Below are 17,070 nucleotides of genomic sequence, written 5' to 3'. Positions count from 1 at the left end.
GGCGATCAGAACAGGATGCCGTCGCAAAGCTCCAGGTAGAGCGCCTGCGCCGGGCCGTCCGACCGGGCCTCGAAACTGATCGTGCAGGCGCCGAGGTCGACCGTCACGCTCCGGTCCGCGCCCTGCGTCACGTAGGTGGCGATCCACAGATCCGCGGTCATGTCATCCGAGAGCAAATCCAGTCCGCGCAGGTCCAGCCGGTCCTTCTCACCTCCCGCATTGCGGAAATCCGTGATCCGGTCCGTGCTGCCGTCGAGATCGTCGGCGCGGAAGATGAACCGGTCGCTGCCTGTGCCACCCGTGGCGATATCCGCCCCGGCGCCGAGATAGAGCCGGTCGGCCCCTGCCCCGCCATCGAGCACATCCGCGCCGGAATAGCCCATCAGCTTGTCCTTGCCGTCGCCGCCCGAGAGCAGGTCGTTGCCCGCGGCGCCCTTGACATAATCATCCCCCGCCCCGCCGTAGAGGCGGTCGTCCTCGGTGCCGCCATCGAGACGGTCGTCGCCGCCATCACCGTGCAGGATATCGGCGCCAGGCCCGCCGCGCAGGTCGTCCGCACCGGCCCCGCCATGGAGCGTGTCATCGCCACTGCCGCCGATCAGGTTGTCGGCGCCGTCATCGCCATGCAGCACGTCATGCCCGGAACCGCCATTGAGCGCGTCGGCACCCGCGCCCCCGTGCAGGGTGTCCTGGTCGCTGCCACCGGACAGGATGTCATCCCCTGAATCGCCGAACAGCGTGTCGAACCCGGTGCCACCGTCGAGCGTGTCATTGCCGACCCCACCGTGAAGGCTGTCATGTCCGGCGGAGCCGCTGAGATAGTCGTCGCCCTCGCCGCCAAAAAGCCGATCGTCATCTTCGGGCAGGACATTGCCGAACGGGTCATAGCGCGTGCCATCCGCGTCATAACGCGACACCATGGTGGCGGTGCTGTTCGGCCCTGCGCCGCCATAGATCGCGTCGTTATCGGCCCCACCGCTCAGGGTGTCGCCACGTCCGGCACCGATGATCAGGTCTTCGCCAAGCCCGCCGTGAACGGTATCGGCATCCGCGCCGGAATGGATCTTATCGTCGTAGCTGGTGCTGTCATCGGGGGCCGCGACCACCTCGGGAGAGCGGATCAGCACGGTGGCCGACCTGTCCTTGGCGGTAAACGGGTCCATGGTGCGCGGGTCCACCGCGCCGTCATTGGAGTTGGCCTTGGGCGCGTCGGAGACCAGTTCCAGCGTGATCTCGCCGGTCTCGGTATCGGTGCGCACCTTGTAGATGCCGCCCGACGACTTGGTGGCGCTGTTCATGTCGTGATCGCCGCCATTTCCCCCCGCATAGAGATTTCCGTCACCATCGACCACGAACGCCCCGAAGGTGATCGCGGGCACGCCCTCCAGCATCTGGCCCGCCACTTCGGTCCCGACGATCGGGGTCGTGGAGAAGATCGGCGCGCCGCCGCTCGCGACCTCGGAGATATCGATCTCGAAGAGCTTGGCGGGCTGGCCCGCCGCGCTTGGCTTGACGATGCCGTAGAACGTGTTGCTGGCCGCGTCGAAGCCCACATCCCAGACCTGATCGGTGATCATCTCCTTGGGGAATTTGAAGGTTTCGGTGACCGGGTTGCCGTCGGCATCGACCTGATCGAGGTCGATCCGGGTGACCCGGTCCATGCTGGAATGAAACGCCCAAAGGTTGCCGTCGGCGTCGATATCGGCGGTCCAGCTGCGATAGGGGGTCGCGCCGATCCGGTAGGCATCGCCACCGGCGTCATACATCACGAGATCCGCTTCGGCGACCGCGTTGCCCAAGGCATCCTCGCCCGGCTTCACCGCGATGCCGTAGATCAGGTTGTCCTGCTGGTTGAAACCGATGGCATTGACGACGACCGTCGCCTCGGCGCCCGCGGGCGTGTAGGTTTCCGAAACCGGGTCGAAAAGGTGCAGTTTGCCGTTCAGCACCTGGTAGATATGCGACTGGCCCTCGGCGATGGATTTGACCGTGACCAGCGTTTCGCCGATCTGTTTCTCGGTTTTCCTGTAGAACACCGGCAGGTCGGTGAAGATCTCGGGGCCCTCGCTGCTTTGGGGCGCAACCGAGCGGAAGGTCAGCTCTCCGGGCGCGCCATTGCCCTGGAACGCCACCACGTGGTCGGCGAAGACCGCGCTGTTGGTATCGAAGGCCGAGATGACCTCGCCGTTCCAGAGCACCTCCACCGCGCCGCTCAGGACATTGGCGTCATAATTCGTGGCCAGCTCGAAGCTGATCTCGTAGGTGGCCCCGGCGCGTGTGTCGATGGACTGGGACATGCTGGTATGCCCCGCCCCCTCGTCGCGCACGGTCCAGGCGCCGGTCTCGCCATACTGGGCGAAGCTGGTGGCGGTGTCGGTGCCGTCGAGCAGGTTCTCACCGACGAAATCGCCATAGATCAGGTCCCGCCCTCCCCCGGTCTCGATCACGTCGTCGCCGGCAAGCCCGAGCACCAGGTCGGCTCCGGAAGTTGCGACGATCTTGTCCGCCTGGCCGCTGCCGAGGATCTGGGTGCGGTCGGTGACTGTTTGTTCAGGCATGTCTTTTCTTTCTCGTTGAAATCGTCACTCACCAGCCGATGCCGCGATAGGTCGCGGTTTTCGGGCACTCGTCATAGAGACGCACCACGTCGATGATGGGGGTCTGGAGGTCTTCGGAGGCCATCTGGACAATCTCCGAGTAGACCAGGTTGCGCTGGGTCACGATGATGGCGTCGGACCGCCGGGCGACCTCGCGCGGGTCATCCACCAGCAAACCGCGCAACTCGCCCGCAAGTGCGGCAAGGCCGGGGCTGCCGTGGCGGACATAGCCCAGCTGGCTTTCGATGGCGGTGTCGCGGGTGATGGCGGGGTCGTGGATCAGGATCTCGATGCCCTCGGCACGCAAGGCGGCGATCACTTCGAGGATCGGGCTTTCGCGGAGATCATCTGTGCCGGGCTTGAAGGCGAGGCCGAGGATTCCGATCCGCCTCGCGCCGGTGTCACGCGCGAGGCGGATGGCGCTGTCGATCTGGGCACGGTTGGAGGCGCCGAGGTTCTCGATCATCGGCAGGCAGACGCCCTGGGCCTTGGCGATATGGGCGACCGCGCGGACCTCCTTGGGCAGGCAAGAGCCGCCATAGGCGAAACCGGGCTTGAGGTAATAGGGTGAAAGATTGAGCTTGGTATCGCGGCAGAAGACATCCATCACCGCGTGGCTGTCCACCTCAAGAGACTTCGCCAAGCGCCCGACTTCGTTGGCAAAACATACCTTGGTTGCATGCCATACATTGTCGACGTATTTCACCATCTCGGCGGTCTCGATCGAGGTCAGGATCGGCGCCTCGTCTACCGGCGCGTAGATCCGGCGCAGCACATCCGCCGTCTGGTCGCAGGTCGCGCCGATGACCGTCTTGGGCGGCGCGTAGAAATCCGCCACCGCCACGCCTTCGCGCAGGAACTCGGGGTTGAAGGCAACCCCGAAATCCATGCCCAGTTTCTTGCCGGAGAGCTCTTCCAGGATCGGTGTCATCACCTTCATCGTGGTCCCCGGCGGGATCGAGCAGCGCATCACGAAGACGTGGAACCCCGGTTTTACCTTCAAGCCTTCGGCCATGGAGCGCGCCGCGGCCTCTATGAACCGGTAGTCGCAGCCGCCGTCCGGCGCGGTCGGTGTGCCCACGGATACGAAGGTCACATCGGTGTCCCGTACCGCCCCGGCAAGGTCGTCCGTAGCCGTGATCAACCCCTTGCAAACCCCCTGCTGCAGAAGGCTGCCAAGATCCCTTTCGTGGATCGGGGCACGGCCTGCGGCGATGTCGGCCACCTTGGCCAGGTCGATATCCACGCCCACGACCTCGTGCCCGAGGCTGGACAGGCAGGCGGTCGATACCGCCCCTACATAGCCCAGGCCAACCACGGAAATGGCCGCTTTCGGCGGGACGGGTTGCGCAGCGACAAGGCCTGCACGGGCGCGATCGAACGCGGCGATATCCAACATGTGGGGACCCTTTTCTCAAGAACTCTGAAATGTCGTTGAGATGGTTCTAATCTTCTGAAAATGATAAGTATTTCGACTGAATGGCTAGAAGCGGCGGCAAAAGGCGCCCCGCGATGTGCTTTCGGATAGGCCCGTATCGCCCATCGCGCGCAGACACGAAAAAAGCCCGCAGTGCCGGTGGGGCACCGCGGGCTGGGCCTGCATCCGTGAGTGGGGTCAGGCGACGTTTTGCTTGGGGGCGCGGGCGTAAACATCCTCGTAGCGGACGATGTCGTCCTCGCCGAGATACGCCCCCGACTGCACCTCGATCAGGTTCAGCGGCATCTTTCCGCGATTCTCCAGCCGGTGGACCGCGCCGAGCGGGATGTAGACCGACTGGTTCTCGCTGATCAGCGAGACATCGCGGTCCACGGTCACATGGGCGCTGCCTTCGACAACGACCCAATGCTCCGCCCGGTGAAAATGGCTTTGCAGACTGAGCGCGCCCCCCGGCTTGACCATGATGCGCTTGACCTGGAACCGCTCGCCCAGGGACAGCGTCTCGTAATAGCCCCAGGGCCGGTGACAGCGGCGGAAGCTCTCGGCCTGGGAGGCGCCCTGCACCTTGAGGGCGGCGACCACCTCTTTCACCCGCTCGGAGTCGTCGAGATTGGCCACGAGGATCGCGTCATCGGTGGCGATGGCGGCGATGTTCTGCAGCCCGAGCCCGACCAGTCTGGTGCCGGATGCGGTCGATTTGAGCAGACTGTTGCGGCAGTCGATCTGCAAGGCGCTGCCCTGCACCGTGTTACCCTCTGTGTCCTGGTCCGACGCGCCGTGCACCGACCGCCAGGAGCCCAGGTCGGTCCAGCCGCAGGAAACCGGGATCACCCGCAGGGCCTCGGCCGCCTCCATGATCGCGTAGTCGATGGAAATGTCCTCGCAGCGCGCGTAGGCCTGCGCACCGAGGCGATAGAAGCACAAGTCATCCTCGCCCGCGGCCATCGCCGCGCGCACAGGCATCACCAACCGCGGGGCCAGGCGTTCGAACGCATCGATTATGGTCCCCACCTTGAACATGAAGATGCCCGCGTTCCACAGGTGCCGCCCCGCCGCCAGGAGCTGCGCCGCCTGCGCCGCGTCGGGCTTTTCCACAAAGGACTTGAGAACTTGCGGCTTCCCGGGCACTGGCGTGCCGGACAACTCGAGATACCCGTAACCGGTCTCGGCCGCGATGGGCGTGACGCCGAAAGTCACCAGATGCCCCTCCTCTGCCGCCGCTTTCCCTGCGGCGACCGCATCGAGAAACGCGGCGCCGTCAGCGATCCGGTGATCCGAGGGGGAGACCAGCAGGACCGCGTCCGGCGTTGCCTCGTGGCGCAGGGCAGCCGCGAGGATCGCCGGCGCGGTGTTGCGGCCCGCAGGCTCCAGCAGGATGTCGGCCCCGGTAACCCCGGCATCGTCCAACTGCTCGGCGGTGATGAAGCGGAAATCGTCACCGGTAATGATGGTTGGCGCGGCGAAGTGCGGGCCCTGCAGCCGGGCAAGCGTATCCTGGAACAGGCTGCGGGCACCGACCAGCTCGGTGAATTGCTTGGGGTAGCTCTTGCGCGAGGCAGGCCACAGGCGGCTGCCGGAGCCTCCGGCGAGGATAACGGGGATAATCATGACGCAACTCCAATCTTTAACATTGCCCGGAGCTTAGGGGCTGCGCGCGCACGACGCGTCTGTGCGCAAGGATCGGGACCGCGCGCTTCCGAGAGGCGCGCTATCCCAACGGATAGGCTCACAACCAGACAGGGGTCGGCAGCAGACCGATATAGATCGCCAGCCCCGTCACGAAACTCGCCACGGCAATGATCAGCTGCGCCTTGGCGGTCCAGTTCTGCGCCCGCGCCATTAGCCCCCCGCCCCCACCGGCGGATTGGTTGCCTCGGTTCGACCATTTCTGCTTGGACAGATGGAAGATCATGAAGATCTTCACCGATGCGTTGATGACCTGGTTGAAATACAGGATGAAGGGCCAGGACAAATCGACCGTGCGGCTGTAGCGGAACAGGAACAGGCACAGCACGATCCGGCTGAAAACCACCCAGATCAGCGCGCTCCAGAGATAGAGCGGATCGACGAACGCCGCGAGGATGGCCAGCGTCGGGCTGACCATCATGGTCCACATGGCGATGCGTTGATCGACGATGCACCACCAAATGAACGGTTTGACCCGCCGCGGGCCCAGCGCGATGGCCCGACTGCCGTTGCGGAGCATGTTGCCCGACCAGCGGCGGAAATTCTGGATCATCCGCTCCAGCCCGTTTTCCTTGATGACCTCGATGGTGAAGACCGTGGCGTCGGGGACATAGGTCATTTTCGATCCGCGGGTCAGCATATGGTACCAGGTCGACTTGTCATCGCCCGACAGAAACCGGAACCGCCCCCAGAGCCAGTGGTCGAGATGATCCGCCTCGATCGTGCGAATGAACCGCTCGCTGAGCATGTGCTGGGCCCGGAACACGCTCATCCGCCCGGTCAGGGTGAGCACCTTGTCGGACATCGCGTGGCTCTGCATGGCCAGACGCCGCTGCGCGAATCGCATATCGAGCCAGTTGGCGATCCATTTCGGGCCGTAACAGATCACTTCTTCATCGGTAGTCAGCGCCTGCAACTCGGGGTCGGCGCCGAACATCGACAGGGTCTTTTCCAGAACGTCCTGCCCATAGAGCGCATCCCCGTCCATGAAGATCACCAGATCGTCCGGGTGGACCCCGTTACGGTTGATCGCCCGCAGGATCAGCCCGATCGCCATGCGCTTGCCCGGCTGGTTCTGGCGGATGAAGACCAGTTCAGCCAGATCATCAGAGATGTCCTGGGCATGGGTTTCCACGAACGACCGGATGATGAGCTCGTCATAGGCCGAGCCGGTCCCGATATAGAGGGTCGTGGGAATGCGCTCGCGCCGGATCTGGCCCAGGATCGAGCCGATCACGCGTTTGGTGATCGCAGGTTCCTCGAAATAGGTCGTCATCTGAATGTGCAGCCGCCGGGGCCGCCAGCCCGCCTGCCACACGCGATTGGCCCGGGCGCGCATGCCGGGCCATTTGACGCGGCGATAGATCTCGGCCCGTACCGCATGGGTGAACCACCATCCGAAGCGCCAGGTCCCGAGGGCTCCGATCACCAGCGTGATTTGCAGAACATCGGGCTGGAAGAACCTGTTCTGGGTACTGACCAGAAGATAGAAGAGCCCCGTCAGCGCCACCGCCAGCAAGAAGATCTGCCTTGCCTGCCACTTGGCAAGGCCGCGCCGGGGTGGGCCCTGGAAGCCGCGCAAACGGCGGGTCAGGTCCTTGCCGAAGGCGTAGTCATTTTCAGGCGCGGACATCGAACAGGTCTTGCAGGGCAGTGACCCAGGGCAGGTTGCGGTCCAGCGACAGGTCCATGGGCGCGCCCGGGCGCAACAGCTCCGGCGCCTCGCTCGCGACCCAATCCGCCGGCAGCACCAGGACGCGCAGCCCGAACGCGCCGCCCCGGTCCGGGTGCGCCATGGCGACCACCTCCTGCACGGTGCCGCGGATCTGGCGCGTTTGGCCGCCCGAGATCGCCACCATGCGCGCGCCCATGCCGGGATAGACCGCCGCCGCCATCGCCTCGTCGAGCCACCCGACCACATGGCGCGGCCCTTCGGCCTCGACGGTCACGGCGACATCGCCGCGGGACAGGAACTGATCCTCGAAAATCGCCATCTCAGTGACCACACCATCGGCCATGGCCACGATATCGGCCGCGCCCGCGATGCTCTTCTCGGCGCTGAGTGCGCGCTTCAGGGCGGCGATTTCGCTCTTCTGGTCGCGCAGGGTTTCCATCAGATAGGCGTGCTGGCCATGAAAATCGTCCGGCGCCTGGGACACCCCCGCGTCGAACATCTGCAGACCGTGTAGCGCCTGCCGTACCGCGCGCAGGTCGTAACCGCCGAGGAAATCCGCAGGTCTGCGCGCCGCGATGGCCCGGGCCAGTGCCTCCTCCAGGGGGCGGCGGGCATCGGCCTTCCCTTCGGCATGGAGCGCGAGCGCCGCGCGGGTGCGGCTGGCCCGTGCCTCGGCCAGCCGCAGATCGGCGCGAATATCGGTCAGGACGGCCTTGTGCCCGGGGCTCGACAGCACCACCAGGGTCTGGCCTTGCCGGACGCGGTCGCCGGGCTTGACCCGGATCTCGTCCACATACGCCCCCGTGGGTGCGGGATGGACCACAAGCTCGGCCTCCACGCGGGCCTGCCCCACATCGATGCTGCTGAGCCGCGCCCAGATCTGTTGGCCAAGTACCCCGAAGACAAGAAGCCCGATAACCCCATAGAACAGGACGTTCCAAACCGCCCGCAAGGCGCGCGGGGTCATTCCGCGGACTGCCTCTGTCTGCTCTTCCTCGGTCTCTCCCATCGGGACGAGATCAACGGGCGTGTCGAGACTGGTGATCACCTCGTCGGTGCTGGCCATGCGACCCGACAGGATCGAGCGGTAGAAGACCGCCAATGTTTCGCGCTGCCGCCCGGTCAAGCCGTCGAACAGGAGCGCGCGGGGCCCGTCGCCGCGCCGGAACTTCACCGGGAACCGGATATCGACACCCTGGAACGGAATGGACAACTGGCCCTGGCTCGGCAACACGTCGCTGTCTCCGGGAAATTCCAGCCCGCTCAACGACCAGGCGTCCACGGTCACCACGTCCCCGGTCACCAGCTCCAGGCCCAGCGGGGCGCGGACCTGGAAGGACAGGTCTGACATGGGTCTTTCGTGACGAATTTTCACCGAACAAGGCCTTGCAAACTGGAACTGATCGCGTCCTATCATCTGAACTTGCCGCAGGCTGCGCCGCCGCCGTATATCCGCCGTCTCGAAAGTATAGGCGCCCGGCATCGGCATAGAGCGGGTCGAAGGGGGTTCCCCAGGGGGCCTCCCGGGCCCTATGACCGGCGACAGTTCGAGAGGAGTACGAGCCGATGAGCAAACTGGAGTGTTTCAAGGCCTATGACGTGCGTGGCCGGATCGGCGACACCCTCGATACCGAGATCGCCCAAGATGTCGGGCGCGCGGTGGCCGAGGTGCTGGGTGCGCGGTGCGTCGTGGTGGGCCGGGATATCCGCGACAGCTCACCCGCCCTGTGCGAGGCACTCGGCGCGGGCCTCCGCGCGGCGGGCGCGGATGTGCGCGACATCGGGCTCTGCGGCACCGAAGAGGTGTATTTCGCCACCGACCACCTGGACGCCTGCGCCGGTGTGATGGTCACCGCCTCGCACAACCCCATCGACTATAACGGGTTCAAGATCGTCGGTCGCGGGGCACGTCCCCTGCCCGACGCGCAATTCCGCGCGATCGAACGGCTCGCGGCAACGCGCGCCTTCGCGGCCCCGGCCGCGCAATCCGGCACGCACCTGGAGGCGGACACGCGCGCCGCCTATGTCGCGCGGGTCTGCAGTTTCGTCGATCCCGCCGCGCTGGGGCCGGTCCACGTGGTCGCGAATGCGGGCAATGGCTGTGCCGGGCCGACCTTCGACGCGGTGATCGCCGCTCTCGAAGCCGGGGGCGCGAAAATTGAGGTCACACGGCTGCACCACGCACCGGACGCGCGGTTTCCCAACGGCATCCCCAACCCGCTCTTGCCCGAGAACCAGCCCGCGACCTCCACGGCGATCACACGGGCCGGGGCCGATCTGGGCATCGCCTGGGACGGAGATTTCGACCGCTGCTTCTTTTTCGACGAGACCGGTGCCTTCATCCCGGGCGAGTTCGTGGTCGGCCTGCTGGCCGAGGCGATCCTGGAGCAGACCCCGGGCGCAAGTATCGTCTACGACCCCCGGGTGGTGTGGAACACACGCCGGATCGTCGAGGCCGCTGGCGGCGCCGCGGTGCTGTCGAAGACCGGTCATGTGCTCGTGAAGGACACGATGCGCCGCAACGACGCGGTCTATGGCGGCGAGATGTCCGCGCATCACTATTTCCGGGATTTCATGTTCTGCGACAGCGGCATGATCCCCTGGCTGCTGATGCTGGAGCGGCTGTCAAAGAGCGGTCGTCCGCTTTCTGCGGCCGTGGCGGAGATGCGGCGGCGCCACCCCTCCTCGGGGGAGATCAACTTCCGGGTCTCGGACGCGGCCCGAGTGATGGCCACCCTCCGGCAGCATTACGCGGACAGCGCCGAACACGTCGATACCCTCGACGGTGTGAGCATGGAGTTTGCCGATTGGCGTTTCAACCTGCGCGCCTCGAACACCGAGCCGCTGCTGCGCCTGAATGTCGAGACGCTGGAAAGTGCGGCGCTGCTCGACCGGCGCGTCGGTGAGATCAGATCCATGATCGAAGCCACCGCCTGACACAGCCGCCCCACGCACAGACCTGAACGCCCGGCGCATCCCGCCGGGCGCTTTGCGTTCCGTCGTCCGTCCTGACCGAACGCGGCGCGGCTTAGCCTTCGGAGCGCCGGGCATATACCTTTGCGCCCCCGCAGGGCGCGCGGGCTCCGATATCCGGAACGCAAAGGAGCCCATCATGCCAGTTCGCACATTTCCCAGTTTCACCGCGCTCACAGTCTTGCTCGCAGCCGCCGGGTCCGTATGGGCCGGGGACAACACGCTTTACGACGCCCCGCCACCCGATGACGCGGCCTTCCTGCGCTGGATCGAGCCTGCCGCGGCGCCCGTGGTGCTTGGCGTGCCCGACCTCGGGCAGGAGGGCGATGCCTTCCACCCGGTGTCCGCGGCCCGCACCGACGGGGCCCGCGCGGGCGTGTTCTACACCGCCGCCATGGGCGCCAACGGCGAGGTTGTCCTCATCGAGGAACCTGCGCGCGCGGACAGAACCAAGGTCCTGCTGACGCTGGTAAACCTGTCGGAAGACACCGTGCGCCTCGTGCTGCCGGACCAAGAAGTCGCGGTGGTCGGTGACACAAGCATCAACAGTGCAGCGGCCCGGGCGGTCAACCCGGTGGCCGTCACGCTCGAAGTGGAGACCGCCGACGGCCGCAGCCTTGGTGCCTTCGAGGTGTCCTTGCGCCGCGGACAGAACCTGACCTTCGTGGCCCGCCCGGACGGGGCCGACCTGATCGAGAACCGGTTCGGCGCGACGCTCGGCGGGTCCTGAGATGGTCTTCTCGACCCCCATTTTCCTTTTCGGGTTTCTGCCCGTGTTTCTCGCCGCCTATTACCTGGTGCCGCGCGCGGGGCGAAACTGGCTGATCCTGCTGGCCTCGACGCTGTTCTATGCGTGGTGGCGGACAGACGCGCTCATCGTGCTCTACGTCGTCGCGGGCAGCAGCTATGCTGCCGGAAAGCTCGCCACGCAGACGCGCGATGCAACGGTCAAGACATGGGCCGTGCGCGCCGGTGTGGCGGTGAACCTCGCGATCCTGGGGTGGTTCAAATACACCACCTTTATCCTGGGGAACCTGAACACCGCCCTTGGCGGGGACGCCCTGACGGTGCCCGAGATCATCCTGCCCATCGGGCTGTCCTTCCTGACCTTCCAATCCATCAGCTACATCCTCGATGTTGCGCGCGGTGACGCGCCGCCTGCGCGAAAGCTGTCGGATTTCCTGGCCTTTTCATCGTTGTTTCCGCAACTGATCGCGGGGCCGGTGCTGCGCTACAAGGACCTTGCGCACCAGTTCGAAACGCGGGGGCACTCGGTCGCCCTGTTTTGCCGAGGCGCGCGCCGGTTCATCGAGGGCCTGGCGATGAAGCTGCTGATCGCGGACAGCGTGGCGCCCCTTGCCGATCGCATCTTCACCCTGCCTGATCCCACCGTCGCCGAGGCGTGGCTCGGCGCGCTTGCCTACAGCATTCAGCTGCTGTTCGATTTCGCAGGCTACTCGGCCATGGCCATCGGGCTGGGTCTGATGATCGGGTTCCATTTCCCCGAGAACTTCGATGCGCCGTACACCGCGCGCTCGATCACCGAGTTCTGGCGCCGCTGGCATATCAGCCTGTCGCGCTGGCTGCGCGATTACCTCTATGTGCCGCTCGGCGGAAACCGGGGCGGACGGCTCAGGACCTACCGCAACCTGGTGCTGACCATGGTGCTGGGCGGGATCTGGCATGGCGCCAACTGGACCTTCGTGGTCTGGGGGCTCTGGCATGGCGGGCTGATGGCGCTGGAGCGCGCGCTCGGCGCGAAGTACCGCGACACCGTCTGGCCCCGGTTGCTCGCCTGGCCGGTGACGATGATCTGCGTGGTCCTCGGCTGGGTCGTGTTCCGAGCTGCGAGCCTCGGCGAGGCAATGACCATGTATGCGGGCATGTTCGGCGCCCACGGATTGCCCCTTCGGGCGGAAACTGTCCTGCTGACGGCGCCGACCGAGGTGATCTGCCTCGCCCTTGGAATGGTCTTGTCCATGGCCCCGCGCCCGGCCCTGCACCCCGTGGCCTGGGCTGCGCGCCTGCAACCAGCCACACTTTCCATGCTCTGCCTTATCGCGGTGCAGGCTCGTACGGTCAGCCCTTTCCTGTATTTCCAGTTCTGAGGACCACCGACATGGAGTCCATCACCGACAAGATCAGTACCCTGGCCCTTGCCACCGCCGTGGCGGGCGTGTCCCTGACCTCCTTCGCCCAGGTCGATCTCGGCAACTGGCAAACCGGGTGGCGCACGGGTCTCTACCAGCGCGGCTTCGAGGATCGCTTCACCGACGGGATCGCCACACGGGACCACGCGGCCGCGCTTTGGGCCGCCCTGCGCTGGGAGGTGTTCGACGAGACCGCCGAGGGCGCGATCAAGGGGCGGGACGGATGGCTCTTCACCCGCGAAGAGTTCATCGAACCCGCACCGTCGCGCGACCTCGACGCCGAACTGCGCCGCGTGGCCCAAACCCTGCGCGGGCACGGCATCGACCTGATCCCGGTGATCGTACCCGACAAGGCCCGGATGCAGGCCGACCGCCTGCCACGCAGCCGGTCCGAGGGGTTTGCCCTGCGCCTCGATCGCGCCCTCGGCAGCGTCGCGGCAGCCGGGTTGCCGGTTATCGACCTGCGCCCGGCGCTGTCGATCCGCGACGGATACATGCGCACAGACACCCATTGGAGCCCCCGGGGCGCGCGGGCCAGTGCCTTGGCAATTGCCGCCGCTTTGCAGGACCGCGCACTCCCACGGGCCGCCGTCACCACGACCGTGACCGGCGTGGTGCCCTTCGAAGGCGATCTCACGGTTTTTGCCGACACGGGCCCCTGGCGGCCCTGGATCGGCCCCGCGCCGGAGGTCATCGAAACCTTCGAAACCCGGGTGGACGCCGCCGAGGACCTCTTTGGCGAAGCGGTCCTTCCTGTCGCCCTGGTCGGGACGAGCTTCTCCGCCAAGCCCGCGTTCCATTTCGAGGGGTTCCTGAAGGACGCCCTGCAAGCGGATGTCCTGAACGCCAGCCGCATTGGACTAGGGCCCTTCGTGCCCATGGACGATTTTCTGGCCGAGATCGGCGATCTCGCCTCTCTGCCAACCCTCGTGATCTGGGAAATCCCGGAACGGTACCTGACAAGTCGGAGCCTTACACAATGAAACCCCTTCCCTTCCTGAGCATCGCCCTGTTGCTCGCAACCGGCGCGCAGGCCGAGCCATATTGCGCCGATCTGCTGGAGGCAGAGCGCCTGCCTGCCAAATACGCCCGTAACGCCCCGATCTACAGCGATGCGGCAAGCGGCTGGGTCTTCACCCAGGACCAGCTGAAGGAGCGCTACGCGATGAAACCCGCCGCCCAGGCGCTGGTCGCCGAGATCGTGCGGGAGTTCGACAAGCGCGACGTCGCACTTGCCATCGTGGTCCCGCCCCCTCGCCCGATCATCGCAGGCCAGGCGCACCTTGACGCGGCGATGGGCGAGGCGCACCATGACCTCGACGCGGCACAAGCCTCCTTCGGCGACCTCATCACGGGGCTCGCCGCGACCGGGGCCATCGTGCCCAATCTGCAAGAGCTTGCCCTCAGCGATGCGGACCTGCGCGCCGCGTTCTACTTCAAACGTGACACCCATTGGACGACCACGGGCGCCCTGGCCAGCGCCCGCGCCGTGGCACAAGCCACCGCGACCGCAAGATCGGATCTTTTCCCGGACATGCCGGCCGATGCGCCCGCGATGGCACCGCTCGAAACCACGATCGAGGAAAAAGGCTCCCTCGCCCGGATCCTGCGCGACGTGTGCGACATCGAGCCGGGGCGCGAAACCGCCCCGCTTTACAACTACGCCCGCGCCTCAGCGGCAGGGCTGCTGGCCGATGTCACTGATGCGCCCCGGGTGGCCCTTCTCGGCAGCAGCTTTTCCGACCGCTATCAGACCGACCACTACCGCTTCGCAGATGCGCTGTCCCAAGCCTTCGATCTGGACGTTGAGAACTTCTCCGTTTCCGGTGGCGGGCCCATTGGCGCGCTGGAAGGCTACATTCTGTCCGGTGCCCTCGACCGGCGCGACCATCCCATGGTGATCTGGGAATTGCCCTATACCGAGAATTTCAACTCGGTCTCCTTCCTGCGGCAACTTCTTGGCGCTTTGAAATATCGATCCAGCGGGACCGGCGACACCCATGCGGTGCGCGATGCGGGCGCGCCACTCGAGATCGAGGTCGCACAGTCGGGCCTGTCCGGGATCGGGATCGAAACCGGAAGCCTGGAGCACCAGAATATCCGGGTCGATGTGGAGTTTGTCGATGGCTCCGCCCAGCGTGTCACCCTGCGCCGCCGCCCCGCGGTGCCGGTTGACCTGCGTGGCACACACCTGTTCGGCGTCTTGGGCCCCTTCGGCGATCGAACCCCCAAGACCGTCACAGCAACGCCCCTCAAGGGCACCGAAATGATCACCATCCAACTGTTCTGATCCCGAAACGGCCCCCGGGCGCACTTGCACACGGCCGGGGGTCATCACGCCACAGCTTGCGCGGCCCCCTCGGCCAAATCCGAAACCGGCCTCCCCCGGACCGAACAGCCGGACACGCCACATCATCCCGGACGCACGGACACCCCTGCCCAAGCCCCCTCTTCTGAGGCGTACCATCATGTCCGAAAGCATGGTCGCAGCCGCGCACGGCTCTTTCCGTGCAAGGCGCGGCCTTTTTCGTTGTAGAGGCGCCAATGTTGTAGAGTTGTTGTAGAGGGTGCCGAAAACGACAAAAACCGCCCTATCGGACGACCTTTATCGTTTTGTAATCTCAAGGAGATTTGGCTCCGGCGGTAGGGATCGAACCTACGACCAATTGATTAACAGTCAAGCGACGATATTTATTCGGTTGGTGCATGGTGATTATGGTTGTCATAAAAAACAATTGTTTACACCTAATTTGCAACGATAATCAATCGGTTTACAGTGCATGGTAGCGCATGATAGTGACGTGATGCGTTGCAAAACGTTGCAAAAATGGAGCCCGCCACATGACCGCCGCCATCGACTTCACGAAACCCGCTCGCTTGCTGAAAACGCCGCCGGGTATGTACCGCCATGACGGCGACCGCTTTCCCGGCCTCTACCTGAACGTCGGCAAGACCAAGAGCACATGGTACATCAAACGAAAGGTCGATGGGAAAACGAAGTCGATCAAGGTCGGCGGATTCCCTGCGCTCGATGCTGTTGCTGCGTTCAAGCAAGGCGACACCAAGACGGGGGTTGCCAAGAGCGACATCCAGACCGTTCGGGATGGTTGGATATTCTGGTGCGATACATCGCAGGCGCAGGGCGGTATGTCTGACGACCATCGCCAGCGCATGACCCGCCAGCTTGAAATGCACGCGAAGGAGATCATGGACAGTAACGTGGCCGATGTGACCTCGGCCAATGTTCAGGCCGTCCTCAACCGCCTCATGGCCGAAGGCAAGAAGGCGACCGCACGGGCGGTGCGGATCGGGATCGGCAATGCGTTCAACTTCGCGCCTGTCGTGAACCCGGTTAACCAGAAACGGACGCGGGTTGCCAAGAGCGACGAGACCGAGGCGCAGTGGACGGCAGTAGCGCGGCAGCACGACCTCGACGCGGACGATTGGTCAACGATCTGGTCCGCCATCATGGCACGGCGCGAGAAGAACGTGATTGTCGGCACAGCGGTCGCCGTCATGTTCCTGACCGGCATCCGCTCCGAAAACGTCTGCTCTCTGTCATGGGATCAGGTCGATTTGCAGAACAAGACGATCCACCTGACGAAAATGAAGAACAAGCTGGCGCGCACGCTGCCGGTGATGGACACGGTGGTTGATCTGCTAAAAGCGATCCGCAATTCGGGCAGCGAATGGGTGTTCCCGGCGTCGTCCGCGACGGGATACATCACCGACCCCAAGGGCACGTTCGCAGAGATCGACGGAAATCGGGTTCGCGTGTTTTTGCCCCATGACGGTAGGCGACACTTCATGCAGGCCGCAGCCGAGGCATTCTTGCCCGACTACGTCGCCCATTTTCTCCGCGGCGATAAAAAGGCGGGCGAGGGTAGCGACATGCTGATGAAATACCTCAAGCGGATGGGCAACCGCCGCGCTGTTGACGAAATAGAAAAGGTCTATTTCGAGCGGATTAAGGTAAGACCTGCTTTCGATCTTGATTGAAGCAAGGAGCACAACTAACTGTACTCGTGCATCAACGCCCGTCGTGAGACGCGCGCGCCGTTCAGGCGGATGCCAGATAGCCTCGGCAGCGCCGCGTTGGGAAGCGGGCCAAGGTGACGACCCGAACCCAGCGAGTATCAACGGATGGGTCCTGCTGTCTCGATAGGGACAAGACAGGAGTGAACCGTTGATGGAGTCCCCAGACAATCTCCGCGCGCTGGAACAGCGCATCGAACAGCTTGAGTTCGAAATCACCAACCCCAAAATCATGACGCCGCGTGAAGTGTGCGACTTGCTCCGTATCTCGGAGGCGCAACTGTATGCGTGGAAGCGTGAAGGCAACGCACCGCCGGCCATCTACTTCAGCCAGCGCACCGTTCGGTATGACCGCGACGCCGTGCTGACATGGGCGAAGCAAATGGAAGTCGGTGCGGCTGCGCTGAACGAACAAAAGGGGGCAGGTGCGTGACCTGCCCCCTGGCTCAGCGCGCGAAAGGACGAGCGCGACTTATCGGGTCATAAGTCGCTTATACATGGTCGTCCGCGCGCTCT

General features: G+C 64.9%; 12 protein-coding genes. 7 read left to right on the top strand and 5 right to left on the bottom strand.

All coding sequences use genetic code 11. From position 1 onward, the window contains the following. Window positions 1-5: 5 nt before the first annotated feature. The 5 genes from PVW48_RS00760 to PVW48_RS00740 all read right to left on the bottom strand — a co-directional run bounded on the left by PVW48_RS00760 (window position 6) and on the right by PVW48_RS00740 (window position 8,747). Window positions 6-2,558: a calcium-binding protein gene (locus tag PVW48_RS00760; protein ID WP_274579848.1), complete on the bottom strand. Its 2,553-nt coding sequence runs from the start codon at window positions 2,556-2,558 to the stop codon at window positions 6-8. Between the two features lie 28 nt (window positions 2,559-2,586). Further along, on the bottom strand, window positions 2,587-3,996 hold the full coding sequence (locus PVW48_RS00755; protein ID WP_274579847.1) for a nucleotide sugar dehydrogenase: 1,410 nt from the start codon (window positions 3,994-3,996) through the stop codon (window positions 2,587-2,589). A 216-nt stretch (window positions 3,997-4,212) separates the two neighbouring features. Continuing rightward, window positions 4,213-5,643 (bottom strand): mannose-1-phosphate guanylyltransferase/mannose-6-phosphate isomerase, encoded by a 1,431-nt coding sequence (locus PVW48_RS00750; RefSeq protein ID WP_274579846.1) that lies wholly within the window; start codon window positions 5,641-5,643, stop codon window positions 4,213-4,215. A gap of 118 nt (window positions 5,644-5,761) precedes the next feature. Beyond that, on the bottom strand, window positions 5,762-7,354 hold the full coding sequence (locus tag PVW48_RS00745; protein WP_274579845.1) for a glycosyltransferase: 1,593 nt from the start codon (window positions 7,352-7,354) through the stop codon (window positions 5,762-5,764). Next, a complete protein-coding gene (locus PVW48_RS00740) occupies window positions 7,341-8,747 on the bottom strand; it encodes an HlyD family secretion protein (RefSeq protein ID WP_274579844.1) in 1,407 nt (468 codons plus the stop codon). The genes PVW48_RS00745 and PVW48_RS00740 overlap by 14 nt, the downstream gene beginning before the upstream one ends. 215 nt (window positions 8,748-8,962) lie before the next feature. On the opposite strand from PVW48_RS00740, the gene PVW48_RS00735 reads away from it, so the two are divergent. The 7 genes from PVW48_RS00735 to PVW48_RS00705 all read left to right on the top strand — a co-directional run bounded on the left by PVW48_RS00735 (window position 8,963) and on the right by PVW48_RS00705 (window position 16,987). Continuing rightward, window positions 8,963-10,333: a phosphomannomutase/phosphoglucomutase gene (locus PVW48_RS00735; protein ID WP_274579843.1), complete on the top strand. Its 1,371-nt coding sequence runs from the start codon at window positions 8,963-8,965 to the stop codon at window positions 10,331-10,333. A gap of 175 nt (window positions 10,334-10,508) precedes the next feature. Next, window positions 10,509-11,099 (top strand): alginate O-acetyltransferase AlgF, encoded by a 591-nt coding sequence (locus PVW48_RS00730; protein WP_274579841.1) that lies wholly within the window; start codon window positions 10,509-10,511, stop codon window positions 11,097-11,099. 1 nt (window position 11,100) lies between these two features. Further along, entirely contained in the window at window positions 11,101-12,477 is a 1,377-nt protein-coding gene (locus PVW48_RS00725) for an MBOAT family O-acyltransferase (RefSeq protein WP_274579840.1), read from the top strand. Window positions 12,478-12,488: 11 nt separating this feature from the next. Then, window positions 12,489-13,502, top strand: coding sequence for an alginate O-acetyltransferase AlgX-related protein (locus PVW48_RS00720; RefSeq protein WP_274579839.1), 1,014 nt, complete (start codon window positions 12,489-12,491; stop codon window positions 13,500-13,502). After that, window positions 13,499-14,809 carry an alginate O-acetyltransferase AlgX-related protein gene (locus PVW48_RS00715; protein WP_274579838.1) on the top strand — a complete coding sequence of 437 codons (1,311 nt, stop codon included), beginning with the start codon at window positions 13,499-13,501 and terminating at the stop codon, window positions 14,807-14,809. Before PVW48_RS00720 ends, PVW48_RS00715 begins: the two co-directional genes overlap by 4 nt. A 551-nt stretch (window positions 14,810-15,360) precedes the next feature. Then, entirely contained in the window at window positions 15,361-16,518 is a 1,158-nt protein-coding gene (locus tag PVW48_RS00710) for a tyrosine-type recombinase/integrase (protein WP_274579837.1), read from the top strand. Between the two features lie 190 nt (window positions 16,519-16,708). After that, on the top strand, window positions 16,709-16,987 hold the full coding sequence (locus tag PVW48_RS00705; RefSeq protein WP_044027735.1) for a helix-turn-helix transcriptional regulator: 279 nt from the start codon (window positions 16,709-16,711) through the stop codon (window positions 16,985-16,987). The last annotated feature ends 83 nt before the right edge of the window (window positions 16,988-17,070 follow it).

It is taken from the genome of Dinoroseobacter sp. PD6 (assembly GCF_028807315.1).
Lineage (GTDB): Bacteria > Pseudomonadota > Alphaproteobacteria > Rhodobacterales > Rhodobacteraceae > Dinoroseobacter > Dinoroseobacter shibae.
The sequence above is the reverse complement of the archived record's forward strand: the minus strand, read 5'-3'. Positions and strand labels throughout refer to the sequence as shown.

Coding starts and splice junctions, on each gene's coding strand:
- PVW48_RS00760 (WP_274579848.1), bottom strand. CDS start 2,558: ATGCCTGAACAAACAGTCACCGACCGCACCCAGATCCTCGGCAGCGGC.
- PVW48_RS00755 (WP_274579847.1), bottom strand. CDS start 3,996: ATGTTGGATATCGCCGCGTTCGATCGCGCCCGTGCAGGCCTTGTCGCT.
- PVW48_RS00750 (WP_274579846.1), bottom strand. CDS start 5,643: ATGATTATCCCCGTTATCCTCGCCGGAGGCTCCGGCAGCCGCCTGTGG.
- PVW48_RS00745 (WP_274579845.1), bottom strand. CDS start 7,354: ATGTCCGCGCCTGAAAATGACTACGCCTTCGGCAAGGACCTGACCCGC.
- PVW48_RS00740 (WP_274579844.1), bottom strand. CDS start 8,747: ATGTCAGACCTGTCCTTCCAGGTCCGCGCCCCGCTGGGCCTGGAGCTG.
- PVW48_RS00735 (WP_274579843.1), top strand. CDS start 8,963: ATGAGCAAACTGGAGTGTTTCAAGGCCTATGACGTGCGTGGCCGGATC.
- PVW48_RS00730 (WP_274579841.1), top strand. CDS start 10,509: ATGCCAGTTCGCACATTTCCCAGTTTCACCGCGCTCACAGTCTTGCTC.
- PVW48_RS00725 (WP_274579840.1), top strand. CDS start 11,101: ATGGTCTTCTCGACCCCCATTTTCCTTTTCGGGTTTCTGCCCGTGTTT.
- PVW48_RS00720 (WP_274579839.1), top strand. CDS start 12,489: ATGGAGTCCATCACCGACAAGATCAGTACCCTGGCCCTTGCCACCGCC.
- PVW48_RS00715 (WP_274579838.1), top strand. CDS start 13,499: ATGAAACCCCTTCCCTTCCTGAGCATCGCCCTGTTGCTCGCAACCGGC.
- PVW48_RS00710 (WP_274579837.1), top strand. CDS start 15,361: ATGACCGCCGCCATCGACTTCACGAAACCCGCTCGCTTGCTGAAAACG.
- PVW48_RS00705 (WP_044027735.1), top strand. CDS start 16,709: ATGGAGTCCCCAGACAATCTCCGCGCGCTGGAACAGCGCATCGAACAG.